General features: G+C 68.1%; 16 protein-coding genes. 1 reads left to right on the top strand and 15 read right to left on the bottom strand.

Annotation, left to right across the window (positions count from 1 at the left end):
• Positions 1-65: 65 nt before the first annotated feature.
• Both Q9Q79_RS02930 and Q9Q79_RS02925 read right to left on the bottom strand, forming a co-directional pair.
• Positions 66-905 (bottom strand): glycosyltransferase family 2 protein, encoded by an 840-nt coding sequence (locus Q9Q79_RS02930; RefSeq protein ID WP_062607824.1) that lies wholly within the window; start codon positions 903-905, stop codon positions 66-68.
• Positions 902-1,753 carry a glycosyltransferase gene (locus tag Q9Q79_RS02925; RefSeq protein WP_062607827.1) on the bottom strand — a complete coding sequence of 284 codons (852 nt, stop codon included), beginning with the start codon at positions 1,751-1,753 and terminating at the stop codon, positions 902-904. Before Q9Q79_RS02925 ends, Q9Q79_RS02930 begins: the two co-directional genes overlap by 4 nt.
• A gap of 674 nt (positions 1,754-2,427) precedes the next feature.
• Between Q9Q79_RS02925 and Q9Q79_RS02920 the strand changes: the two genes are divergently transcribed.
• Positions 2,428-3,342, top strand: coding sequence for an IS110-like element ISStma7 family transposase (locus Q9Q79_RS02920; protein ID WP_012479096.1), 915 nt, complete (start codon positions 2,428-2,430; stop codon positions 3,340-3,342).
• A 235-nt stretch (positions 3,343-3,577) separates the two neighbouring features.
• Here the strand turns inward: Q9Q79_RS02920 and gspD are convergent, their stop codons facing one another.
• The 13 genes from gspD to Q9Q79_RS02855 form a co-directional block, all read right to left on the bottom strand.
• On the bottom strand, positions 3,578-5,779 hold the full coding sequence (gene gspD / locus Q9Q79_RS02915) for a type II secretion system secretin GspD (protein ID WP_033834384.1): 2,202 nt from the start codon (positions 5,777-5,779) through the stop codon (positions 3,578-3,580).
• Between the two features lie 9 nt (positions 5,780-5,788).
• Positions 5,789-6,583 carry a hypothetical protein gene (locus tag Q9Q79_RS02910; RefSeq protein WP_005408032.1) on the bottom strand — a complete coding sequence of 265 codons (795 nt, stop codon included), beginning with the start codon at positions 6,581-6,583 and terminating at the stop codon, positions 5,789-5,791.
• Positions 6,573-7,280 (bottom strand): type II secretion system protein GspM, encoded by a 708-nt coding sequence (gene gspM, locus Q9Q79_RS02905; RefSeq protein WP_231098244.1) that lies wholly within the window; start codon positions 7,278-7,280, stop codon positions 6,573-6,575. The genes Q9Q79_RS02910 and gspM overlap by 11 nt, the downstream gene beginning before the upstream one ends.
• Positions 7,261-8,406: a PilN domain-containing protein gene (locus Q9Q79_RS02900; RefSeq protein WP_012479115.1), complete on the bottom strand. Its 1,146-nt coding sequence runs from the start codon at positions 8,404-8,406 to the stop codon at positions 7,261-7,263. Before Q9Q79_RS02900 ends, gspM begins: the two co-directional genes overlap by 20 nt.
• Positions 8,403-9,266 (bottom strand): general secretion pathway protein GspK, encoded by an 864-nt coding sequence (locus Q9Q79_RS02895; protein WP_005408029.1) that lies wholly within the window; start codon positions 9,264-9,266, stop codon positions 8,403-8,405. Before Q9Q79_RS02895 ends, Q9Q79_RS02900 begins: the two co-directional genes overlap by 4 nt.
• Positions 9,263-9,895 carry a type II secretion system protein J gene (locus tag Q9Q79_RS02890; RefSeq protein WP_005412204.1) on the bottom strand — a complete coding sequence of 211 codons (633 nt, stop codon included), beginning with the start codon at positions 9,893-9,895 and terminating at the stop codon, positions 9,263-9,265. The genes Q9Q79_RS02895 and Q9Q79_RS02890 overlap by 4 nt, the downstream gene beginning before the upstream one ends.
• Positions 9,892-10,317 (bottom strand): prepilin-type N-terminal cleavage/methylation domain-containing protein, encoded by a 426-nt coding sequence (locus Q9Q79_RS02885; RefSeq protein WP_201864133.1) that lies wholly within the window; start codon positions 10,315-10,317, stop codon positions 9,892-9,894. Before Q9Q79_RS02885 ends, Q9Q79_RS02890 begins: the two co-directional genes overlap by 4 nt.
• Positions 10,314-10,808: a GspH/FimT family pseudopilin gene (locus Q9Q79_RS02880; RefSeq protein ID WP_201864125.1), complete on the bottom strand. Its 495-nt coding sequence runs from the start codon at positions 10,806-10,808 to the stop codon at positions 10,314-10,316. Before Q9Q79_RS02880 ends, Q9Q79_RS02885 begins: the two co-directional genes overlap by 4 nt.
• A gap of 6 nt (positions 10,809-10,814) precedes the next feature.
• Positions 10,815-11,258, bottom strand: a complete 444-nt coding sequence (gene gspG / locus Q9Q79_RS02875) for a type II secretion system major pseudopilin GspG (protein WP_004142831.1) — start codon at positions 11,256-11,258, stop codon at positions 10,815-10,817.
• Positions 11,259-11,307: 49 nt separating this feature from the next.
• Positions 11,308-12,528 (bottom strand): type II secretion system F family protein, encoded by a 1,221-nt coding sequence (locus Q9Q79_RS02870; protein ID WP_005408025.1) that lies wholly within the window; start codon positions 12,526-12,528, stop codon positions 11,308-11,310.
• Between the two features lie 24 nt (positions 12,529-12,552).
• On the bottom strand, positions 12,553-14,274 hold the full coding sequence (gene gspE / locus Q9Q79_RS02865; protein ID WP_043033857.1) for a type II secretion system ATPase GspE: 1,722 nt from the start codon (positions 14,272-14,274) through the stop codon (positions 12,553-12,555).
• A 137-nt stretch (positions 14,275-14,411) separates the two neighbouring features.
• Positions 14,412-16,304, bottom strand: a complete 1,893-nt coding sequence (locus Q9Q79_RS02860; protein ID WP_043033859.1) for a S8 family serine peptidase — start codon at positions 16,302-16,304, stop codon at positions 14,412-14,414.
• Between the two features lie 157 nt (positions 16,305-16,461).
• On the bottom strand, positions 16,462-23,643 hold the full coding sequence (locus Q9Q79_RS02855; RefSeq protein ID WP_201864123.1) for an ESPR-type extended signal peptide-containing protein: 7,182 nt from the start codon (positions 23,641-23,643) through the stop codon (positions 16,462-16,464).
• Between the last annotated feature and the right edge of the window lie 397 nt (positions 23,644-24,040).

Below are 24,040 nucleotides of genomic sequence, written 5' to 3'. Positions count from 1 at the left end.
CCACGCTCGGCTCTCCGCGGAACGGCATTGGTAGATCCACGCCATGCGTGGATGCCCTTCCGGCTCTACAACGACCTGCGCACCAGGCGCGGCACCAGCATCAGGGCGTGGGCCCAGATCGCGCCCCACACCGCCACGCGCACCGGCAGCGAACGCTGACTGGCCTCGAACTTCCGGAAATAGCGCCACAGGCCCCGGTGCTTGTGCCATTCCACGAAGAACGGCCGTGAGCGGCTGGAGACACCGCGCACATGGGTGACCTGCAGGTCGTTGGCGATCGCCACCACCGCGCCAGCCTCACGTGCGCGCCGGCACAAGTCCAGGTCTTCGGCGTGCAGGCGATAGCCAGCGTCCCAGCCACCGATGCGGTCGAACAGCGCACGCGGCATCAGCAGCAGCGCGCCAGACAACGCCGGCACCCGCTGCAGCGCCTGCTGCGGATCGCGCGGGACCGACAGCTTCGAGCCTTTGCCGGGCGAACGCAGCATCAACAGGAAATCCGGATCACGACGGCGCACGGCCTCGTCGGCATGGCCATGCTCGTCCAGCTGTTCGACACCCAGCAGGCAATCCCCCAACCGTTCGGCACGGCTGCGCAGCTCGGCCAGAGTATCGGGCTCGACCATCAGGTCCGGGTTGATGAAGGCCAGCCACGGGCTGTGCGAATCGGCCACCCCCTGGTTGTTTGCGGCGGCAAAGCCGGGATTGTCCGGATTGCCGACAAAACGCACGCGCGGGTCGTGGCTGGCATGGCGCTGCACGATATCCAGCGTGCCATCCATCGAGCCGTTGTCGATCACCCGGATTTCGGCCACGTCCCGCGCCTGGCGCAGGCGCGAGAGACAGGCATCGATGGTGCTGCCGCTCTGGTAGGTGACGACGATGGCGGCGATGGCAACATTCAAACGGGTGGCTCCGGCGCGGAAGGAACGAACAGGTCGCCCTGTTCCTTCGGCATTATCGCCTGCCGCATGCGCTGCTGCAGGTCGGCACGCAGCCCGCGCAGCGGGTCGTGCATCAGGAAGTCCGCCAACCGAGGCACCCAGCCCGGCCAGCGCGCAGCCAGCGCTTCAAGATCGCCGTCACGGCTGACCGCCTCCCCTGCCCGGCTGACGAAGGCGGTCTCGCACAGCACGTTGCGCCATCCCAGGCCGGCCATGCGCAGGCTCAGGTCCACCAGCGCCGCGTTCCAGCCGGCGTAGCTGTCCACGTCCAGGCCCCCGGCACGTCGACGCGCGTTGCCCCGCACCAGCACCGCATGGGTGACTGCGGACGGCAGCTCGGGGTGCAGGGTTGGCAATGTGGCACAGGTATGCGCCAGCAGGGCCGGATCATGGGGTTCGGGATTGATTTCGCCCAGCCGTGGCCACGCAGCGGTTTCGCCGGCATTGCACCACGGGGTTGCGGTGGCGATGGCGGCATCGCGGGCGAAGGTGTCCTGCAGCTGCTGCAGCCAGCCCGGCGCGGGCACGCTGTCCGGTGCCAGCACCGCCACGTCCATGCCATCGCAGGCGCGCAACATCTCGTCCAGGTGGGCCACCTCGCCCAGCGGCCGCGCGCGGCGGGTGTACTCGGCCTGCAGTGGCGTATGCGCCAACCAATGTTCCACCACCGCCTGCGCGCGCGGCCCGGTCTGCGCATCGTCGGCCAACCAGACCGCGGTGCCCGGCGCGGTGCCGGCATCCAGTGCGGCCAGGCAGCGGTCGAGCGCGGCATCGTCCACGCACAGCGGCAACAACACGATCGCCCCCATCCCGCCTCCGTGGTTGTCGTTAGCCACAGCCTAGCACCGGGAGGGTATCGGCCGGGTTGCACCCGGCACCGGCACCGGCAGAGGCCAGAGCCAGAGCCGAAGCAACAGCCGGAGCAAAAGCTGGGTTCCTGGGGGATGGCGGGGTGGGTCCGGTTGCGGGGGACGCTGCAAGTACGTCCATGTAAGCTCGGTCGCCGCATCCATGCGGCTCACGCCCCCACAACCGGACCCACCCCGCCTTCGACAGTTTTCCGCGATCTGTCGGGCATTGCCTTCTGTAGAGCCGAGCCATGCTCGGCTCAGATGTTTCAGATCTCGAAATATTCGATTTCGATGGAGAGTCATCCACGCATGGCGTGGATCGTGTCGACCAAGGTCGACACCTACCAACAGCAGCAGGCAACTGTCGAAGGCGGGGCACTGTGGGTTTGCGGGGTGTGAGCCGCATGGATGCGGCGACCAAGCCTTATCTGATGAAAATCTGTCAGCGTAGGTGTCGAGAGCCGGCGTGGGCCGCCGTACGAGCCTGGATCTCGACGATCGCCATGTAGCTTGGCGCCCACGCCGGAATCTCCCTTGATCCGCCCGAACAGTTGCTGGAGCTGACACTCGAAGCGATAAGACTGGGCAAGCGGGGGAGCTCTCGACCCTTCCAGACTATACGGAGTCGGGCAATGAACGGGATCGGGATCGATGTGAGCAAGCGCCGATTGGATATCGGCACGACAGACGGCCAGACCCTGCAGGTCAGCAATAGCCCCTCTGGCTATGCCGAGTTGAGCACTTGGTTGAGTACGCGGCCGGCCATTCAGATCGTTTTGGAAGCCACCGGCGGCTATGAGCAGACTGTCCTGGACTTCCTTCACAAGGCCGGCCATCCGGTGATCCGTGCCAACGCACTGCGAGCGCGTAGACTGGCTCAGGGGCTGGGTAAAGTGGCCAAGACGGACCGCTTGGACGCTCTTGTATTGGCGCAGATGGCCGCGCTGGTGGAATTGCCTTCCTATCAGCCGCTGGAGCCCTGGCAGCGGAAACTGCGTGAGTTTGTGCGGGCGCGTCGACAAACGATGCAGGCACTGACCGTAGCCCGCCAACAGCAGGAAATGGTGACTGACCGCGAGCTACGCCGGCAGATGCAAGGCAACATCATTCGCCTGCAAACACTGGTCGAGCGGCTGGGCAAGCAGATCTCTGAACAGGTCGCGCAGCAGCCTCAACTGGCAGTGCTGAAGTCAATGAAAGGGGTCGGCCCGGCATTGCAGGCGGTACTGGCCAGCTACCTGCCTGAGTTGGGTCAGATCAGCGGAAAAGCCATTGCCAGCCTGGTCGGCGTGGCGCCGATCTCCCACGACAGCGGAGCCATGCGAGGGAGGCGAAGCATCCATGGCGGCAGGGCCGAGATCCGCCAGGTGCTCTACATGGCAGCCATGTCGGCCATGCGACATGAGCCACGATTGCGGGACTTTTACCGGTCGCTGCGGGCCCGCGGCAAGGAAGGAAAAGTAGCGATCGTGGCGGTGATGAGGAAGATGCTGGTGATCCTCAACGCCCGGGTGCGCGACGCTGAAAACGGGCTGGTCCCTGCCTAAGGCCAGCCAGGGCGCAAGACCAAAGGCTGCCGGCCAGCGGCCGGCACTACCGTGCCCGTCTCATGGAGGGGCCAAGTCCCTCCATCAACACAGTTGCTACATGGACGTATTTACGGCGTCCCCGCAAACCCACAGTGCCCCGCCATCCCTCAGTAAACCCGCTGTTGCTGTTGCTGTTGCTGTTGCTCCAGCTTCGGCCTCTGCGGGTGCCGGGCGCAGCCCGGCCGTAAACCCCTTACTTCTTTGCGCGCGGCTGGTTCAGCGGCTCCATCGCGCGGAAGCGCTGGCTGTACTCGTCGGTCAGATTCCGCGCTTCCTGCCCGTTACGCACGATGCTCGGGGTCAGCAGCACGATCACTTCCGAACGGCGGCTGGTGCGGCTCTTCTGCCCGAACAGCGCGCCGACCACCGGAATCCGGCTCAGGCCGGGAATGCCGCTGCTGCCATCGGTGGCCGAATCGGTGATCAGGCCGGCCAGCATGATGGTGTCGCCGCTCTGCACCGCCGCTTCGGTCGACAGCTTCTTGGTGGAAATCCGCGGGTTGCAGTTGCGCTCGGTCGGATTGCAGTTGTCGGGCACGTTCGAGGCGCTGCTCACTTCCTGCACGATATCGAGGAACACCGTGCCATCGCGGGTTACGCGCGGGCGCACCTTCAGGATCACGCCGGTGTCGATGTACTGCACCGAACTGTAGGTGCCGGTGCCGATACCGGTGTTGACCGTGGTGGTGTTGATCGGCACCTTGTCGCCCACGTTGAGCGTGGCCTCGGCGTTGTTGCGCACGAACACCGAGGGGGTCTGCAGCAGGCGTACATCGGTGACCTTGTCCAGCGCGCTCACCACCGCCGCACCATTGTGGCCGGTGAATGCCCAGCCCAGGCCTTCGCCACCGGTTGCGGCACCGGCGAAGCTGCTCCAGGAGCCACCCGCTGCTGCCGGCAGGGTCACGCCGCCCAATGCTCCCGTCAGGGCACGCCCGGCCACGGCATTGTCGAAGAACCAGTTCACGCCGTACTTCAGGTCACCATCCAGCGATACCTCGGCCACCTGGGCTTCGATGTGCACCTGCAGCGGCATCACGTCCAGCTTCTCGATCACCTCGCGGATCGAGCGCCAGGCCTGCGGGCTCGAACGCACCAGCAGGGTATTGGTCTCCTCCACCGCCGAGACGCCCACGCGATCGCCTTCCACTTCCAGGCTGACGCTGACGTTGCCGGACTGGCGCTGCGGCAGGTTCATGCTGCCGTTGCCGGCACCGCTGGAACCGCTGCCCGGGGTCGAACCGAAACTGCTGCTGTTGTTGCTGTCCATGCCGCGCTCGCCGTCGCTGCCCAGCTGCGATGGAATCGCGCCGGGTGCCAGCGATGCCGGGCTGGAGCCGCCGCGGTTGCCGCTGCTGGCGAAGGCTTCACTCAGCCGCTCGGCCAGGTCGCGCGCCTTGATGTAGCGCAGCTCGTAGGAGAACAGGCGGGCGCTGCCACCGGCGGTATCGATACGGTCCAGCCACTGCTGGATCTGGTCCAGGTAACGCACCTGCGGGGTGATCACCAGCACGGCGTTGGCGTTTTCCAGCGGCAGGAAACGGAACATGCCGGCGCTGGGGGTCTTGCTCTCCTCGCCGAACACCTTCTCCAGGTCGGCAGCGACCTGCTCGGCCTTGCCCGACTGGATCGGGAACACGCCCACCGACATGCCCGACAGCCAGTCGACGTCGAAGATCTCGACGGTGCGCATGTAGTTTTCCAGCTCGGCGCGGGTACCGCCCAGGGTGATCACGTTGCGGCCGCTGTCGACGTTGACGATGGCATTGGGCCGCGCATAGGGCTCCAGCACCTTCTTCATCTCGGTGGCGGAGATGAACTGCAGCGGGATCACCCGTACCTCGAAGCCACGCGCACTGGCTGCAGGCGCCGTGCTCGGCGCAACCGTACCGGCCAGCGCCTGGTCGGCAGCGACGATGTTGTAGCGGCCACCGCTGTAGACCATGCGGGCGTTGTTCCAGCCCAGCACCATCTCCAGCAGGTTCAACGCCTGGGCCGGCGACACCGGCTTGGGCGTGGCCAGGGTGACCGTGCCCTGCACGCCCGGTGCGATCACGTAGTTCTGGCCCAGCATGTCACCGAGGATGGCCTTGACCACCGCGTGCACCGACTCGCCTTCGAAATTGAAGGTTGCTTCACCGGTGCTGGCGCCATGCAGCGCCGGTGCCGGTGCACGTGCTGCTTCGCGGTTGATCATGGTGCCGGTGCCACGGCGGATCACCGCCTGCGGAGCGCCCTGGGCGTCACGGGCAGCATCTGCTGCGACATCAGCGGCCTGGCCGGCCTCGGCAGTGGGCGACAGATTGCCCTTGCGCTGCACATGCGGCGCGGACACGGTGCTGCAGCCGACCAGCAGCGCGAGGGCAAAGGACCAGGGAAGAAAACGCAGGCTCATGCATTCACTCTATCGGTTGGTGCCATCGCCCGGGGGCGGCGACGGTTGTTGCTGCTGTTGTTGCTGCAGCTGGCGGCGACGGGCCTGGATGCGTTCGCGGATGGCCTGCATCTGCGCTTCGCTGGGGCCATTGGTGTTGGCAGGAGGTGCCGCGGCGGCGGCTGATGGCACGCTGCTGGCGGGCTGCGGCTGCGCGGTTGCGGTTGCAGCAGCCGGAGGTGGGGATGGCATCGGCGGTGCGCCCGCCGGCGGTGGCACAACGACCGCACCCGCCGGCGGCGCGCCATTGGCACCCCGCAGTACGGTGGGCGGCTCGCCGCCCTGGCCATTGAACACGGCCAGTTCCAGCACCTGGCTGCCGCTTGGGCCGATCACCGTGGCCTGGCGCGGCGCAAGCCCCACAAGTTGCCAGCCGTCCACCGCTTCGCCGTTGAGGCGCAGCCGCAGCGAACGGTTCTGTTCGGTGGTGAAGGTGGCCATGCCGAAGTCGCCGGTCAGCAGCACGCCGGTCAGGCGCAGCGCGGCGCTGGCGGCCGGCTCGCTGCCACCGAGCAGGTAGGGCTTCGGCCTGCGGTCCTCGGCGAACAGCGGTCGCTCACCGATCGCGCTGTAGCTGTCGGCGCTGGGCATGCGTTCTGCGGCCAACGGCGGCAGCACCGGCAGCGAAGGCACCGCGTCGGCATCGCCATCCGCACCTGGCAACTGGCTACCCAGACCGAAGCCGGTGGCCAGCCAGACCGCCGCAGCCCAACCGGCCAGGGCCAGCAGGAAACCGGTGCGCAGGCTGATCTGCTCAAGTTTCATCAGCGACCTCCTGTCCCTCGACCGGCGCCGCCGGTGCGGGGGCGGGTGGCGCTGAAGCCGGCTGCGGCGCGGACACCGGTTCGGCGGCAGGCGTCGGCGCACTGCCATCGGCAGCAGCCCCCGGCAGCAGGTAACCAGCCAGTTCGAATGACACATCCAGGCCGAGCCCGGATTCATTCGGCGACTGCTGGAAGCGCTGCGCGATCAGGTTGAGGTTGTCGACGAACAGGCGCGGGCTGCCGGTCTCCAGGCTGTGCAGCACCGTGGCCAGTTCGGCCACGCCACAGCGCAGGCGCACCTGCATGGCGACGCGCACGAACTCGGCGTCGCGGCGGTTGTCGGTGAGCGGCGTGCGGTTGCTGATGGTGCAGCTGCGGTTGCCCGGGCTGGCCATCGCCACCGCATCCTGCAGCTTCGCGCCGAGCGCAGCGGCTGCAGCCTCGGCGGTGGCCTCGCGCAGGAAGCCCGGCCGCTGCTGCAGTGCCTCGCGGGTGGCACGCAGGCGCTGCTCGATCTGCGGCTGCTGCTGCAGCTGCGCCTGCACGCGCTGCTCGCGCTCGCGCAGGGCGGCGACATCAGCATCGATTTCGCGCAGCGGCCGGGTGAACCAGGGGTGCACCAGCAGCAGGTAGGCCAGGCCCAGCACTGCCAGCAACAGTGCCAGTGCCAGCCAGCGGTCACGGCGTGCGCTTGGCATCGGCATCGGCCGCCTCCCGGTTCGGGGCTGCCGCCGGCAACGGCTGCAGTTCAGCGGTCATGGTGAAGCGGTCGCGGCCACTGGCGGCGCCATCGGCCTGCAGTACGCCGGTCAGGTTGACCTTGCGCCACTGCGGCGCATCCTGCAGCAGCTGCACCAGCTGCGAGGCCTCGCGGCTCAGGCCGATCAGCTGCAGGTTGTTGTTCTCGATGGCCAGTTTTTCCAGGTACGTTCCCTCCGGCAGGCGCCGGGTCAGTTCGTTCCAGATCTCCACCGTACCCGCGCGCTGGCCGCGCTGCTTTTCAAGGAACGCGGCACCGTCGATCAGCGCCTGCAGCTGGGCACGTTCGCTGGCCACGCCACGCGCACTGCGCGCGCTGCGCTCCACCTGGGCACGCAGTTCGTCGGCTGCCGCGCGGCGATTGTCCAGCACCTGCAGGCCAGACAGCACCAGCATCACCACCGCGGCCACGGCCAGCAGAAGGTTCCAGCGCCGCATCGGGTCGGCCTGCAGCTGACGCTGCGCGGGCGGCAGCAGGTTCACCTGCAGGATGTTGCCCTGCGCATCAATGGCATCGACACCGGACAGTGCATCGGCCCATTGGCCCACGTTGCTGCGCCAAGCCTCGAGCTGCCGCAACGGCCAGGCCACCAGTTCGACCTGCAGCTGGCCCTCGCCCGCCGCGCCACGTTCACGCACGTCATAGCTGACCTGGCTGGATTCAAAAGGCGTCTGCCGGTCGATCTCGAAACCGACCACCGCACGCAGGCGGTCAGCCGCCGCCGCCGGCAGGCGCAGCTGCCGGCGCAGCACATCGCTTGCCGGCAGCAGCCACACCCGCGGCAAGCTGCGCAGGCGGGCTTCCAGCACGCGATCCAGTTCGGCCGGGGACAGCGGCCACGGCAGCCGTACGACCGGTTCGCGGCGCTCCCCCGCCTCACGCCAGACCTGAAGGTGGTCGCCTTCGCGCTGCAGCAGCAGGCGCGCCTGTGCCCAGCCCAGTGCCCACTGCCAACGTGCCGGCACCCAGGCCAGCAGCGATTGCCGCCACCAGCGCAGGAAACGGCCGGCGCCAGGGCCGATCCGGCCCTGTACCTGCCGCACACTGTCCTGCCATGCCGTCATCTTGCTGTCATTCCCTGCTCCCAGCGAAGCACTGTGTAGGACCGCCCGGGAACCCCGCCCGAGCCATTGCGTACCACTGCCTGCAACACCGACCGGCGTCCACTGCCGTCGGTTGCACGAGACTCGATACTATAGGTGCCGCTGCTGCTGGCAAGCGTTGTCGCACCGCCAGCGGTATCTGCGTCACGCTCCTGCTGTGCGCGCTGCGCCAGCACGGTATCCGCATCCAGGCCCAGTGCGGTCAGCACCGGCGCGCTGGCAAACTGGGGATCCGGGCGCGCCTGGCGGCTGTACAGGGTCAGGTGCGGCAGCATGGCCTGGTACAGCGGGCCGCGCATGCCGAGTACCCGCTGCAGCTCGCCCAGCGTCTCGAAACGCTTGTTGCGGGGGCCATAGGGCAGGCCTGCTGCGGCATAGTCGGGCGCTTCGGCACCGCCGCCGGGCTGCAGCAGGCTGTCTTCGTCGCGCCAGTCGACGATCGCGCCGGCCAGCTGGCGGGCCTGCGCTTCGTCTTCACCCAGCGCCTTGAGGAAGGCGCTCAGCAGAGCCACGTCGGCCAGGTTCAGGTTGATCTTGCCGTTCTCGTCCAGCACCTTGATCTCGATGCTGGCGTCATCGAACTGCCAACGATAGACACGGCCATCGGCGCGCCAGGGCGCCCGCTGCGGATCGGCGGACAGGCGCGTCAGCGCGTACTCAAGTCCCGCCCGTGCACGCTCCTGGCCACGCGCATCATCATCCAGCACCCGCTGCTGCAGGTGCTCGACCCGCGCGCTCAACGCGAACGCGCCCACCAGCGCCGTCATCAGGGCGATCAGCCACAGGACCAGTACCAGCGCCGCGCCGTGCGCCCGGCTCATCGCGCTCCTCCACTGCCGCCCGCGCGCGGAGCGACCACCAGTGCAGGCCAGGGAGCGCCCTTGGCGGGCACGATCTGGATCTCCACCAGCATCGGCAGGCGCCGGGTGTCATCCCAGCGCGGCGTCCAATCAGTCACCTGCCCGGTGCTGGCATCGATGCCGCGATAGCGTAGTTGCACCGACTTGAGGTTCTCCACCAGCACCTCCGGTGGGCGCGGCGGAGTTTCGGCGATGCGCTCGCCCTCCTGCAGCAGCACCAGGTCGAGCAGGAGGCGTTGCTGGCCGCTGCGGCCATCCACCTGCAGTGCATGCAGGTAGGCACCACCACGGCCCAGATAGCCCGGTAGATCGGCCGCGAACAGCATGCGTTGCTCTTCGCCCTGGAAGAAGATCGGTTCGCGGGTGGGATCGGGCACTTCCAGCGGCGTGCGCAGCGCACCGGCCAGCTGCCGCCGCAGCAGAGCCTCGACCGCACGCATGCGTTCGCTCTCGGCGGCAATCTGCTCGCCACGCTGGCTCACCGCCATCGCCGAGCGCACGCTGGCAAAGGCCAACGCCAGGCCACCGGCCAACAGCACCGTGGCCAACATCACTTCCACCAGGGTAAAGCCTGCGGCGCGTCGCTTCATCGCGCGCTCTCCAGGTCCGGCGGCAGCAGGCGCAGGCTGCGCCAGCGCAGTTGTTCCGGTTCGCCTTCGCCCCAGCGCACCTGAAGCTGCAGCTCGGCCAGCCAGGGAGCCCCCGGCGATTGCGCCTGTGCCTGTACCGCGTTGGCGGCACGCGGCTCGACCCATGGCTGTACCTGCAGCTCCCAATGGTATCGGCCCTGTTCCCAGTCGCCCTGCTGGCTGCCCACCTGCAATGGCGCGGCGACACCGGCTTCGGCCAGCAGCGATTGCGCATGCAGCACCGCACGCGTGCGCAGCTCGGCCTCTCGGACCTGTTTCGCGCCACCTGACAGGCTGTCCAGAAGCAGCGTCAGCGCCAGGCCCAGCAAGGCGAAGGCGATGATCACTTCCAGCAACGTAAAACCACGCGCCTGCCGCTTCATGGCGCCTGCCACGGGCCGGAGCGGACCTCGCCGGTCAGCCAGCCGACATCGATGCGCCATTCGGCGCCCTCACGTTGCAGGCGGATGCGGCCACCACTGGAGCCACCATCGGGATGGAACTCGATCACGCCCTGCCCCGGTGCGGTGGCCAGCTGCGCGGCACCTTCGAACTGCACCTGCAGCTGCGTCGGCACATCGCCCTGCCGCTGGTTGGCCCCCTGCCAACGGCGACGCGCCGGCTCGATCACGAAGCGCTGCGGCTCACCGCGCGCGATGGCCTGGGCGCGCACTATGCGCAGCTGGTTGGCGATGTCCTTGCCGGCACTGCGCAGCTGCATGCCGGCAAAGCCGCGCGACAGACCCGCGGCGGTGATCAGGCCGATCGCGGCGATCAGCGCGATCACCAGCAGCATTTCCAGCAGCGACAGGCCCGCTGCGCGCCTGCCGTGCAGGCGCGGGCGAGGCAGCCGGCGCGGCAGGAAATGCGTCATGCCTGGTTACGGCTGGTAGCGGATGTCAGCGTCGACGCTGCTGCCGCCGGCCTTGCCGTCCTTGCCCAGGCTGATCAGTTCATACGGCTGGCCTTCGCCCGGCGCGCGGTACTCCAGCGCGTGGCCCCACGGGTCATTCAGGTCGGCCGGCTTGGCGTACGGGCCCAGCCAGCCGCCGACACCTGCCGGTGCGGTCACCAGATCGTTGAGCGAGCCAGGCAGCTTGCCGGTATCGATCTGGTAGTTGTCGACCTTGGAGGCAACGGTCTGCACCTGGGCCTTGGCGATGTTCGCCTTGCCACGGTCGGCACCGCCCAGCACGCGGCTGGCGACCAGGGTCAGCACCGCGCCGATCAGCACGATGACGATGATGATCTCCAGCAGGCTCATGCCCGACTGGTTGCGCGCGGCAGTGAAGGAAAGGCGGATCGGTCGACGGGAAGCAATCATGGTCGGTCCTTTCAGTTGCGGAGTGTCGGGGTTGCGTAGGGAGCCATCATCAGCCGATGGCATTGGTCAGGTCGTACAACGGCACCAGCACGGCGACGATCACCGCACCGACCACCGAGGCCAGCACCAGGGTGATCGCCGGCACCATCGCGGCCAACAGGCGGTCGATGCGACGGGCGCTGTCCTGTTCAAACGTGTCGGCAGCTTTCAGCAGCATGGTATCGAGGGCACCGGATTCCTCGCCGACCTGGATCATCTGCAGGGCCAGGCGTGGGAAACGCTTGCCGCGTGACAGTGCCAGCGACAGGCCGGCACCGTTCTTCACTTCGTCGGCGGCCGCTTCCACATCAGCGGCCAGCGCGCGGTTGCCCAGCACGTTGCGTGCGATGCCCAGCGCCCCGAGCAGCGGCACGCCATTGCGCAGCAGGGTGCCCAGCGTGCGCGCCAGCCGCGCGGTTTCCAGTTCGCCCAGCAGGCGGCCGATGCCGCGACGCTGCAGCAGCCATCCATCCAGCGCCAGCCGGAACGCCGGTTGCCGTACCTTGCGTTCGAAGAACAATGCCAGCAGTGCGGGCACTACCAGCAGCAGCACCCACCAGTCGCGCACGAACAGGCCCAGCTGCAGCACCGCATTGGTGAACCACGGCAGCGCCACGTCCAGGCTTTCGTACATCTGCGCGAACTGTGGCACCACGTAACCGAGCAGGAACAGCAGCGCACCGCCCACCACCACCAGCAGGATGGCCGGATAGACCAGTGCGTTGATCACCTTGCCCTGCAGCGCGCGGCTGCGTTCGAGGTAGTCGGCCAGCCGCTGCAGGGTCTCGTGCAGGCTGCCACCCGCCTCGCCGGCACGCACCATGTTCACGTACAGGCGCGAGAACAGGCCGTGCTGGCGCTCCAGCGCGGTCGACAGCGGCGCACCGCCGCGCACCACGTCGCGGATGTCGGTGATCGCACGCCGCGAGCGTTCGTCTTCCGGAAGCCCGAGCAGGATCGACAGTGCACGGTCCAGCGGCTGGCCGGCACCAAGCAGGGTCGCCAGCTGCTGGGTGAACTGCAGCAGCGCCGCGCCCTGCAACGGGCGCTGGCGCAGCAGCGTGCGCCAGCTGCTGCCGCCGACCACGCCGCCATCGGCCAGCTGGGTCTCCATCGGCAGATGGCCCTGATCCTGCAGGCGCGCGACCAGTTCGGCCTCGCTGGCGGCTTCCATCTGCCCGTCGAAGATCTCGCCGTGCGAATTGAGCGCTTTGTAGCGGTAGTTCGGCATGTCAGCCCCGGCGTCCTGCGCGCATCAGCTTTCCTCGGTCACGCGCAGCACTTCCTCGATGGTGGTCTGGCCGCTGAGTGCTTTGGCCAGGCCATCCTCGTACATGGTGCGCATGCCGGCTTCACGGGCGATGCGTTCGATCTCGCCCATGCCATCGCGGCGCATCACCGCACGCCGCAGCGCGTCGTTCATCACCAGGAATTCCATGATGGTGGTGCGGCCCAGGTAACCAGTCGGCGCCAGTGCCGAAGCCTTGGGGCGGTATAGATGGATCGGCCCTTCCGGCTGCAGGCGGCGCAGCTCGAAACGCTCGATCTCCTCCGGCGAGGCTTCATAGCGCTCGGCGTGGGTCGGCTCCAGCCGACGCACCAGGCGCTGGGCCAGGATGCCGTTGATGGTGGACGTGAGGAGATAGTCCTCCACGCCCATGTCGAGCAGGCGGGTGATGCCGCCGGCCGCATTGTTGGTGTGCAGGGTGGACAGCACCAGGTGGCCGGTCAGCGCCGACTGGATCGCGATGCGCGCGGTTTCCAGGTCGCGCATTTCGCCGATCATGATGATGTCCGGGTCCTGGCGCACGATGCTGCGCAGTGCGTTGGCGAAGTCCAGGCCGATCTGCGGCTTGGCCTGGATCTGGTTGATGCCCTCGATCTGGTACTCGACCGGATCTTCCACCGTGATGATCTTGACGTCGGCGGTGTTGAGCTGGCTCAGCGCGGTGTACAGCGTGGTGGTCTTGCCCGAACCGGTCGGGCCTGTGACCAGCAGGATGCCGTGCGGTTGTTCCAGCACTTTGCGGAACTGCGGCAGGAACGCATCGGTGAAGCCGAGACGATGGAAATCGAACACCACCGTTTCGCGGTCGAGCAGGCGCATCACCACGCTTTCGCCGTGCGCGGTCGGCACCGTGCTCACGCGCAGGTCCAGCTCCTTGCCCTGCACGCGCAGCATGATGCGGCCGTCCTGCGGCAGGCGGCGCTCGGCGATGTTGAGGCGGGCCATGATCTTGATGCGGCTGATCACCGCTGCGGTGAGGTTGGCCGGCGGGCTTTCGCCTTCCACCAGCACGCCGTCGACGCGGTAACGCACCTTCAGCCGGCTTTCGAACGGCTCGACGTGGATGTCCGAAGCGCGCAGTTCCACCGCACGCTGGATCACCAGGTTGACCAGGCGGATCACCGGCGCTTCAGAGGCCAGGTCGCGCAGGTGCTCGATATCGTCGACCGCGCCGCCCTCGCCGTCTGCGGTTTCAACAATCGCGCCCATCGCGCTGCGGCCCTGGCCGAACCAGCGCTCGACCAGATCATCGATCTCCGCACGCATGCCCAGCACCGGGGTCACCGGTACGCCAAGTGCCAGCTGCACAGCCTGCTGCGGATAGGGATCGTGGGCATCGGCCAGCCACAGCCGTACACCCTGTTCATCCAGCGCCAGCGGGCATACATGGAACTGTTTGAGGAAACGCAGGGACAGCGGCAGGCCCTCGGCCAGACCCTGGGGCGGTGAATCCGGCAGCTGCTTGCCATCCAGCAGCGGCAGGCCCAGCACCTCGGCGCTGGCCTGCGCCTGGTCACGTTCGGACACCAGCCCCAGCCGCACCAGCAGGCCAAGCAGGCTGCCGCCGGCCTCCGCGTGCAGCGGCCGTGCCCGTGCAAGATCGCTCTCCTTGAGGCGGCCACGCGCCAACAACGCATCCAGGATGCGGCCTTCGGCGTCGTCGGCAGCGGTTGCAGCAAGGGCGTTCACGTGACTCTCCTGTCAATCGGCTCGACTTTAGCAGTTACGTCGTGATTTCCGTCGCCCCGCCGCCCGCTTTCGTAAAAAGACGAAGCCCGTCACATGCGGGTGACGGGCTTCGGCCATTCAACTACCGCACTGCGCGCTTACTGCGTGGCGAGAATGCTCACACCGCTGTAAGCCGCCTCGCCCACCACCTTGATGTAGTAGGTGCCGGCAGTCGGTGCCGTCACCCGCACCGTTTCCGAGGTGCCCGGGCGGGTCGAGCGCGCATCGTTGTCGGTGGCACTCGGCTCGCGGCCCTTGGCCAGGTAGACCGACACGTTGCCGGTGCCACCATAGGTGATGACGCTGAGCTGCTTGCCTGCCGCGGCTTCGAAGCTGTAAAGCACGCTGCTGCCGGCGGCACCACTCAACCCGCCGATGGCCACCTTGTTGGTCAGCGGCTTCGCCACCGGCCCGCAGTTCTCGGTGCACGGCTCTTCCAGGGCCTTGTCCAGCGCGGCCTTGGCATCGACGATGCCGGTACCGATCGGGGTGGCGGACGGAATGCTGACCGGGAACGGACGTGCCGTTTCCTTCAGCAGGGTACGCATGCCCGCCGGCGCGAGCGGGTCGCGGTTGGCGGCGATCAGCGCGCTCTGCACCAGCGCGGCGACGGCAGCCACATGTGGCGCCGCCATCGACGTGCCGGCCTTGCCGCCAAGGGTGTAACCCTCGGTGGAACCGGCTGCCGGCGGCGACGTCTTGCTGCTGGACACCGCCTGCCAGACATAGCCGTTCGGATTGCCGTCGGTGACGCCACCGCCCGGGCCGGACAGATCGATGCGGGTACCGAAGTTGGAGTAGTAGGCCATGGCGCCTGTGATGCCGGTAGCGCCGACCGAGACCACGCCATCGCAGTTGGCCGGGCGGGCGTTGGCGACATTCATCGAGTCGTTGCCGGCTGCCACCACCACCAGGGTACCGCGGTTGGTGGCACCGGTGATGGCCGCCTGGTAGGCCGGATCGCAGCTGCCGGAGCCGCCCAGGCTCATGTTGATGATCTCGGCCGGATTCTGGTTGGCAGGGATGCCGGCCACGGTACCGCCCGAGGCCCAGGTGATGGCGTCGGTGATGTCCGACAGGGTGCCACCGCAGTAGCCGAGCACGCGCACCGGCAACACCTTGGCCTTGTAGGCCAGGCCGGCGGTATGCAGGCCGTTGTTGGTGGCCTCGGCGATGGTGCCGGTCACATGGGTACCGTGCCAGCTGCTGTCGCGTACCGGCGAACCGTCGTAGCAGGCATTGGCGGTGGGCATCCAGTCACCGTAGTCGAGTGCACCCGGCACGCGGCCATCGGCGGCACGACGCGAGCGGCTGGCCTGGCTGATGAAGTCGTAGCCCTCCAGCAGGGTGCCGGCGGCGAAATCCGGGTGCTCGGGCAGGATGCCGGTATCGAGCACGGCCACCACGACGCCCTCGCCCTGCGAGACGTCCCATGCGGCCGGTGCGTTCACGCCACCGACCGGGTTGTGGAAGTGCCAGTTGTGGCTCTGGTAGTACGGATCGTTGGGCACGAAGCTGGGCGACGCATCGGACTTCGCGACGGCGTCCGCACGCGGCGACGACGCGGCATCGATCGGATACATGATGGCGTCGGCCACCGCATATTCGACGGTCGGGTCAGCCTTCAGTTCGCCCAGCACCTTGTCCAGTTCGGCGCGCGCGATCCCTCCCTGCAGGCGGATCAGATCGGCACCGATGCCCAGCTTGCGGGCCACCTGCGGGCGCAGCGCGGCACTGCGCGCAGCCGCGTTGGTACCTGCCGGCAGGGCGCGGGCGATGGCCGAGTTGACCACGGCCAGCTTGGCGTTCGCATCGGCAGCTGCGGCGCTGCCAGCGCGGTACTTCACGATGATGCCATCAACCTGCTGCGTCTTCGGGCCGGACAACGGCGCATTTGCTTTCAGGTCGGCGGCCTGTGCCAGGCCAACACCGGTCAGCGACAGCACGGCGGCTGCCAACACATTGATGCGAAGGTTCTGCTTCTTGATCACGTCGAATTCCTCTTCTGGGTCATGGATCGAACCAACACTGCGGCCATCATTCCTTGACGACTCCCGGCCGGCCCAGCCGGGATTGCCGTGACCTCCCCCCAGGCCCTCGTTGCAGGTGCTGCGCCGGCGTGGGTGGCCGCCGGCGCGATGGAGTGGCTTACCAGCCGAAGCCGGCACCGACGCCGACCGAGCTGTCGTCGCTGCTGAAGGCGCCGCCGAACGTCACCGTGGCGCGATCGCTGATCGCACGCTGGTAACCCAGCGACAGTGCCGATTCACCGCCCTGGAAGCCGATGCCGACGCCGACCCGGTTCTGGGTACGGATGCCGGCAGCACTGGTGGCCATGTTGAGCATCGCCGCGCTCATCGCGCCCTGGCGGTCGATGCGGCGATCCATGTGGCGCAGGCGTCCGTCGACCTCGCCCTTGAACACATCGAAGCTGTCGGCGACGGCCTGCACGCGGCTGTCGGTGTAGCTGTTGGCGGTAGCCATGCCACGATCGAGCTGGCCCTTGTTGACCGCATCGGTGGCGGTGGTACCGGCTGCCACGTTGGTGACCTGGCGTTCGTTGCCTTCGCTGCCCACCGAGACCGTGTTGGCACGATCAGCGACCGAGCCCTGGCCCAGCGCCACCGCGTTCGCAGCGGTGGCATTGGCACCCTGGCCGATGGCGGTGGACGAGGCGCCGCTGGCCACTGCGCCGTCGCCCATGGCGACCGCGTTGAGGCCCGATGCCGGGGTGCCCACCGGGATGCCCGCACCCGCCGCCGCAGCGGTCGGCGTGCCCTGCACGCGTGCGCTGCTGGCCGGTGCCGCATCGGCCGCCGCCGGTGCTTCGGCAACGCTGGCCAGTGCGCTTTCATCCAGCGAGGCACTCATTGCGCGCAGGCTGGCGGCACCTGCACGCGTGCCACCCGCAGTACGGCGGTCAATCTCACTGACCTTGCGGTCCAGCGCACCCAATGCATCGCCGACGTTGCTGTAGGTGGCGCCCTGGATCACATAGTTCGGTGCCACGAATACGCCCTGCATGCCGACGCTGGCACCGCCGCCGAGGAAGCTGGCGGCATCGCTGAGCGACTGGAACAGCTGGCCGCCATTGATCGCCTGGCGGCTGCCAGCGGCGATGCTGCCGGCACCGACATTGTCGATGGTGGTGCCCTGGAAGCCGGACAGGGTCAGGCGGTCACGACTGGCGTCGTCGTAGCCGACCGCACTGGCCGCCGTGGTCTCCACGGTGGCGATGCGCGAATCGAAATCACCGACGCGGGTTTCCACCGCGCCCACGCGCTGGTTGGTGACATTGAGCTGGGAACCGGTCACCGCGTCACTGCTGCCGGCAGCGATGCGGCCATCAGCCACGTTGACGATGCGGCGGGTGGCCGGGCCATCGGTGGGGTTGCCACTGCCCACCGACACAACATTGGCATCCAGCGCACGCGCTCCAGCACCGATTGCAACCGAGTTGACGCCGACCGCACCCGCACCGGCGCCAACGGCCAGTGCGCCGGAGGCAGACACCGTGGCATTGGCACCCAGCGCGATGCTGCGTGCGCCCGCCGCATTGGCCACCGAGCCCATCGCTACCGAATCGGTACCGATGGCGTTCGCGGTTCCCGTGCCATTGGCGCGGAAATATCGGTTGGTGGTGTTGGCGGTGAACGCAACGGCGTCCAGCTGCCCGCGATTCACTGCGTCATTGATTTCGGTACCGTTGGCGACATTGGTGACCTGCCGGTTGTTGACGGCACTGCCGACGGACACGGTATTGGCACGATCGGCCACCGAGCCTCCACCCAGTGCGACACTGCCGGCAGCCGAAGCGTTGGCACTGACACCCACCGCCGTGGCATTCAAACCGGTGGCCTTGCTGCCGTAACCGACCGCGGTACCCAGGCGGCCGCTGGCTTCGGCATAGCTGCCCAGCGCCGAAGCGCCATCGGCCGAGGCACTGGCGCGGAAACCATTGGCCTGCGACTGCGTGCCGGTAGCCGTGGCCTGCGCACCGTTGGCCGTGCTGTAGGGGCCCTTGGCCTGGGCCCCGGCGCCAGTGGCGCTGGCGCCGGTTTCACTGGCGCTGGCGCCACTGCCCAGCGCAACGCTGTCGACACCACTGGCCTGCGCAGCATTGCCCAGTGCGGCAGCGTTGTTGCCGGTGGCCAGTGCATCGAAGCCAACCGCCGTGGCGTTGGTGGCCATGGCGTTGGCGCCGCTGCCCAGCGCGGTCGCACCGTTGCCGATCGCATTGGCCGCATTGCCGGCCGCCAGCGCATTTTCGCCATCGACCAGTGCACCGGCCTCGCCATCGGCATTGCCGCTGGCCTGGAACTGCCGGCTGGTCTTGTCGGCGACACTGGCAACGGCGTCGAGCTGGCCCTTGTTCACCGCATCGGTGGCTTCGGTACCGGCTGCAACGTGGGTGACCTGGCGTTCGCTGCCGGCCTTGCCAACGGCCACCGTGTTGTCGCGGTCAGCCTTGGAACCGGCACCGAGCGCAACGCTGTTGCTGCCATTGGCGGTGGCATTGGCACCGAGCGCCGTGGCGTTGGTGCCTGCCGACCAGGCATTCCAGCCGATGGCGGTAGCGTAATCCTCGGTGGCCCATGCACCGGCACCGAATGCTGCCGCACCGGTGCCACTGGCGCGCGACGGAATCAGGCCGAAGAAGGTGCTGCCGCCGATCGCCACGCTTTCCGCACCGCTGGCTTCACTCGACTGACCCACCGCAACCGCGCCGGTACCCGCCGCCGCGGCCCCGAAGCCCACCGCCGTGGTGTTGGCACCGCTGGCAGCCGAGCCGTAGCCGAGTGCGGTGCCAAGGCGACCGGTTGCTTCGGCATAGCCACCCACCGCTGTGGTGCCATCGGCGGAGGCCGCGCTGCGGAAGCCGCTGGCAAGGGACTGTGCGCCACTGGCGTTGGATTCGGTACCGTTGGCGGTGCTGTAGACACCGCTTGCCTGTGCACGCGCGCCCGCCGCGCTTGTCCCCACTTCGCTGGCGCTGGCACCGCTGCCCAGGGCCAGGCTGTCCTCGCCGGTGGCCTGTGCGGTGCTGCCCAGTGCCGCCGCGTTGGTGCCGGTCGCCAGCGCATCGATGCCGACGGCGGTGGCGTTGGCGGCCAGCGCATTGGCACCACTGCCGAGCGCAGTGGCACCGTTGCCGATCGCGTTGGCCGCATCACCTGCTGCCAGCGCATTGTCGCCCTCCACCAGCGCGCCGGTTTCACCATCAGCATTGCCACTGGCCTGGAACTGCCTGCTGGTCTTCTCCACAGCGGCGGCTACGGCATCGAGCTGGTTCTTGTTGACCGCATCGTTGCCCTGCGTGCCATCGGCCACGTTGGTGATCTGGCGGGTGTTGCCGCCGCCGCCCACCGATACGGTGTTGTCGCGGTCCGCAATCGAATCCGCACCGAGCGCCACGCTGTTGGCCGCGCGCGATTCCGCCGCATTGCCCAGCGCGGTGCTGTTGATGCCCCCCGACCAGGCGCCACCGCCCACCGCCGTGGAGTAGTTGCCCGAGGCTTCGGTAGCCAAGATACCGAACAGCGAGCCACCGACGGCGACGCTGTTGGTGCCGGTGGCCAGGCTGCCCTGGCCGGTGGCGGTGCTGTAAGCGCCGGACGCTTGCGAATCACCGCCCAGGGCCACGCTGTTGGAACCCGAGGCGTTGGCGAAGTTGCCGAAGGCGGTGGCATTGAAGGCCGAGGCCTGTGCGTAGCCGCCGATGGCGGTACTGTAACCACCGGTGGCTTCGGCACCGATACCGAACGCTGCCGCAGCCGTGCCGCTGGCCACGCTCTCGCTGCCGACCGCGGTGGCACCACTGCCACTGGCGTTGCTGAAGTAGCCCACGGCTACGGCTTCTTCGCCGGAGGCTTCGGACAAGGCACCGCTGGCGGTGCTGCCTGCGCCGCTGGCGATGCTGGCCGCGCCGAACGCTGCACTCTGCTCACCGCTGGCTTCGCTTTCCGCACCCTGCGCGGTGGCGTATTCGCCGGTAGCCTGTGCATTGGCGCCTACGGCACTGGCATTGGCGGCGGTCGCCAGCGCGTTGAAGCCGATCGCCTGCGCGTTGCCGGCCAGCGCATTGGCACCGCTGCCAAGCGCGGTGGCGCCATTGCCGATGGCGTTGGCTGCATCACCTGCGGCCAGTGCGTTGTCGCCCTCCACCAGCGCACCCGCCACATCGTCGCCGTTGCCGCTGGCCTGGAAGAAGCGGCTGGTGGTTGCTGCGGTACTTGCCACCGCATCCAGCTGTGCCTTGTTCACCGCATCGGTGGCCTGGGTACCGGCGGCGACGTTGGTGACCTGGCGCTCGTTGCCGCTGCTGCCCACCGACACCGTGCGTGCGCGGTTGGCGACCGAGCCCGCGCCGAGTGCGACGGCGTTGCTGGCACTGGCATTGCTGCCCGCACCCAGCGCGATCGCACTTTCGCCGCCGGCCACCGTGTTGGTGCCGATGGCGATGCTGTTGATGCTGTTGCCCAGTGCCTGGAAGCCCAGCGCCACGCTGTTGTCGCCATAGCCGAAGGCACCACGGCCGACTGCGGTGGCGCTGGTTCCGTTGGCCCAGCTGTTGTAACCGATCGACGTGGCGCCAGCGCCGCTGGCCCACGCCGCGTTGCCGAACGCCGAGGCATTGGTGGCGGTCGCCCACGCACCGGAACCAAAGGCGCTGGCGCCGCTGGCGGTGGCCCAGCTGTAGCCGCCCACCGCGGTACTGTCATCGCTGCTGGCAAACGCACTGTCACCCACCGCCACCGCATACGCGCCGGTGGCGCGCGACTTGCCGCCGGCGGCGAAGCTGTTGTCACCACTGGCCTTGGCCGCATTGCCGAAGGCGCTGCTGGCTGCACCGCTGGCCTGCGCAGCGCTGCCGACCGCCGTGGCATCGGCCACGGCCGTGGTACCCACCTGCTGCGCCTTGCCATCTGCACCGATGATGGGTTGGTTGAACTCGTCGTAGGCCTGGCCCAGGCCACCGATGGCGACACCGCCATCGCCGGTGGCCGTGCTGTTGCGGCCCACCGCCACGCTGTCATCGCCGATGGCCGACGCGGCCGCGCCATGTGCAACCGCGCCGGCACCGATCGCATTGCTCGACGAACCGGCCGCGATGGCACCCTCGCCTTCCGCCAGCGCACCGGCATCACTGCCAGCTTCAGGCTGGGCCTGGAAGAAGCGCGCGGTGCTGTCGGCGGTGCTGGCCACCGCATCCAGCTGCGCCTTGTTCACCGCATCGGTGGCTTCACTGCCGGCTGCAACGCTGGTGATCTGCCGCTCGTTGCCGGCACTGCCGACGGCCACGCTGTTGGCACGCACCGCTTCGGAGTTCGCGCCCAGCGCGACGCTGTTGGCGCCGCGTGCCGTAGCGTAGTAGCCCACTGCGGTGCTCTGCGCACCACTGGCCCAGGTCTGCGCGCCAAGCGCGCTGGCGTTCTCGCCCGGCGCATAGGCGAAGTAGCCCACCGCGGTGGCTTCGGCGCCGGAGGCTTCGCTGAGGCTGCCGTTGGCCACGGCACGGTCGCCGCTGGCGATGGCGCCGGCACCCACCGCGGTCGCGGCCTCACCACTGGCCTGTGTCTGTACGAAGAAGCCCAGGCCGGGAATCAGGTCGGCCGGGCCACCAATGGCGACGCTGCTGGTGCCCGTGGCATTGCTCTGCGTACCCAATGCCGTGGAGTAATCACCGATGGCATTGGAGACCGCACCGAACGCCGACGCCTGCGCGCCGGACGCATAGGCCCCCACGCCATAGGACGACGCGGCAAAACCGCTGGCATCGGCGCTGGCGCCGACGGCCGTGCCACCCACGCCGGCACTGGTGGCGCCGGTGACCACCGGCACGCCACCACTGGTGATCAGCGGGTTGCCGTTGGCATCCACCGCAGCGCCACCGACGGCCACGCTGCCCGGTCCGTTGGCCTGCGCGTTGTTGCCGAATGCCGCGCTGTTCTGGCCCGAGGCCAGCGCGTTGTTGCCCACCGCAGTCGCGTTCTGCGCAACGGCAGTGGCACCGGCACCGACCGCCGTGGTGCCAGTGCCGATGGCATTGGCGGCCTCGCCTGCGGCCAGCGCGTCGTCACCTTCAGCGAGCGCACCGGCATCGCTGTTGCTGCTGCCGGTGGCCTGGAAGCGCTTGGCGGTGGCATCGGCCACTGCGGCAACATCCTTCAACTGGCCAACGTTGACCGCATCGGTATCTTCGGTGCCGGCGGCAACGCTGGTGATCTGGCGGGTCAGGCCATATCCGGCGGCACCGACGGACACGGTATCGACACGGTCAGCCAGCGAACCGGCGCCCAACGCCACGCTGCCGGTAGCGACCGCGGCCGAATTGGAGCCCAGCGCGGTGCTGTATTCACCGACGGCCGTGCTGAACGCACCGACTGCAATCGAGGCTTCGTTGGCAGCCGTGGCGCCGCGGCCCAATGCGGTACTGCCGGGGCCCATCGCTACGGCACCGCCACCGACGGCGGTCGCGCCATCGGCGGTGGCTTCGGACAGTGCACCCAGTGCCGTTGCTGCACCGTTTTCGCTGGCGGCGTACGCGCTGGCACCGACGGCGGTATCGCCAAGGCCGAAGGCTGCTGCGCTTTGCCCGACCACCACGCTGGCATCGCCGATCGCCAGCGCGCCCTGGCCGAATGCGCTGGCGCCGATGCCTGCGGCAATGGCCTGGGTACCGATGGCAGTGGTGGCGTTGGCCAGCGACTGCGCACCGGCACCGGCGGCCAGTGCGCCTTCACCCTCGATCTTCGCCGCGTCGCTGTCATCGCCTGCGCCGTCGGCCTTGAAGTACCGGTTGCCGTCGGCGGCCACGTCGGCCAGCGCGGCCTGCGTGGCGCGCGCCTGCGCGTCCAGCTGCGCCTTGTTCACTGCGTCGGTCGCCTGCGTGCCTGCGGCGACATTGGTGACCTGCCGTTCCTTGCCGGCATCGCCGACGGAGACGGTGTTGGCACGCGTGGCTTTGGAGCCGGCGCCCAGCGCCACGCTGTTGGCCGCACTGGCACTGCTGTTGCTGCCGATCGCCACCGCATTGCTGCCCTTGGCCGTGGCCGAGCCTTCGATCAGGCACTTTTCGAGCAGCTTGCCGCTGAATGCCACGCAGGTGGCGCTACCGCCGATCTGCACCGACTGTGCGGTGGCAGAGCCACTCATGCCCAATCCCAATACCAGGCCCAGTGCCACCGCCAGCAGTGCGGGCGTGGCCTGTGTCGCACCGCGGCGCTGGTCGACGACCCCACCGCTGCTGCTGTCGGAGGAAGCCAGTTCCGAGGCCACCACCAACTGACCCAATGCTTTGTTCCAGACCTTGCGATAAATCCGATTCATCGGTACGGCTCCTGATTGGACTGGTTTTGGGCAAAGCAACGCCACCGCTGGGCTTTCCGGCCCAACGTCCCCTGGGGGCGTTTATTCGCGTGATTTACTGCGGGGTATTGCCGAACGGCGCGCAGCGACAGAAAACCGAGCGCGTGCGCCAACCGGTTACTGCGAAATGAATGATTCTGAAACGGGGTTCAAGTGTTAACGGCAACTTTGCAGATCGTCAAGACTTTGACACGACAAATCCTATTGCCGTGAAGCAGTTCACTATTTTCCCTGTTTATGAAAGGATTTTGTTAGCGACGCGTGACGTAACCCTGTCGCCTGAAAATCCATGTAACTCGCGGGTGCATCAGGATTTTCACACGCGCAAAGAAAAAACCCGCCGATCAACGGCGGGTTT

The sequence above is a fragment of the Stenotrophomonas sp. a6 genome (genome assembly GCF_030913325.1).
In the GTDB taxonomy this organism is placed as follows: Bacteria; Pseudomonadota; Gammaproteobacteria; order Xanthomonadales; family Xanthomonadaceae; genus Stenotrophomonas; species Stenotrophomonas maltophilia.
The sequence above is the reverse complement of the archived record's forward strand: the minus strand, read 5'-3'. Positions and strand labels throughout refer to the sequence as shown.

Coding starts and splice junctions, on each gene's coding strand:
- Q9Q79_RS02925 (WP_062607827.1), bottom strand. CDS start 1,753: ATGGGGGCGATCGTGTTGTTGCCGCTGTGCGTGGACGATGCCGCGCTC.
- Q9Q79_RS02920 (WP_012479096.1), top strand. CDS start 2,428: ATGAACGGGATCGGGATCGATGTGAGCAAGCGCCGATTGGATATCGGC.
- gspD (WP_033834384.1), bottom strand. CDS start 5,779: ATGAGCCTGCGTTTTCTTCCCTGGTCCTTTGCCCTCGCGCTGCTGGTC.
- Q9Q79_RS02910 (WP_005408032.1), bottom strand. CDS start 6,583: ATGAAACTTGAGCAGATCAGCCTGCGCACCGGTTTCCTGCTGGCCCTG.
- gspM (WP_231098244.1), bottom strand. CDS start 7,280: ATGCCAAGCGCACGCCGTGACCGCTGGCTGGCACTGGCACTGTTGCTG.
- Q9Q79_RS02900 (WP_012479115.1), bottom strand. CDS start 8,406: ATGACGGCATGGCAGGACAGTGTGCGGCAGGTACAGGGCCGGATCGGC.
- Q9Q79_RS02895 (WP_005408029.1), bottom strand. CDS start 9,266: ATGAGCCGGGCGCACGGCGCGGCGCTGGTACTGGTCCTGTGGCTGATC.
- Q9Q79_RS02890 (WP_005412204.1), bottom strand. CDS start 9,895: ATGAAGCGACGCGCCGCAGGCTTTACCCTGGTGGAAGTGATGTTGGCC.
- Q9Q79_RS02885 (WP_201864133.1), bottom strand. CDS start 10,317: ATGAAGCGGCAGGCGCGTGGTTTTACGTTGCTGGAAGTGATCATCGCC.
- Q9Q79_RS02880 (WP_201864125.1), bottom strand. CDS start 10,808: ATGACGCATTTCCTGCCGCGCCGGCTGCCTCGCCCGCGCCTGCACGGC.
- gspG (WP_004142831.1), bottom strand. CDS start 11,258: ATGATTGCTTCCCGTCGACCGATCCGCCTTTCCTTCACTGCCGCGCGC.
- Q9Q79_RS02870 (WP_005408025.1), bottom strand. CDS start 12,528: ATGCCGAACTACCGCTACAAAGCGCTCAATTCGCACGGCGAGATCTTC.
- Q9Q79_RS02855 (WP_201864123.1), bottom strand. CDS start 23,643: ATGAATCGGATTTATCGCAAGGTCTGGAACAAAGCATTGGGTCAGTTG.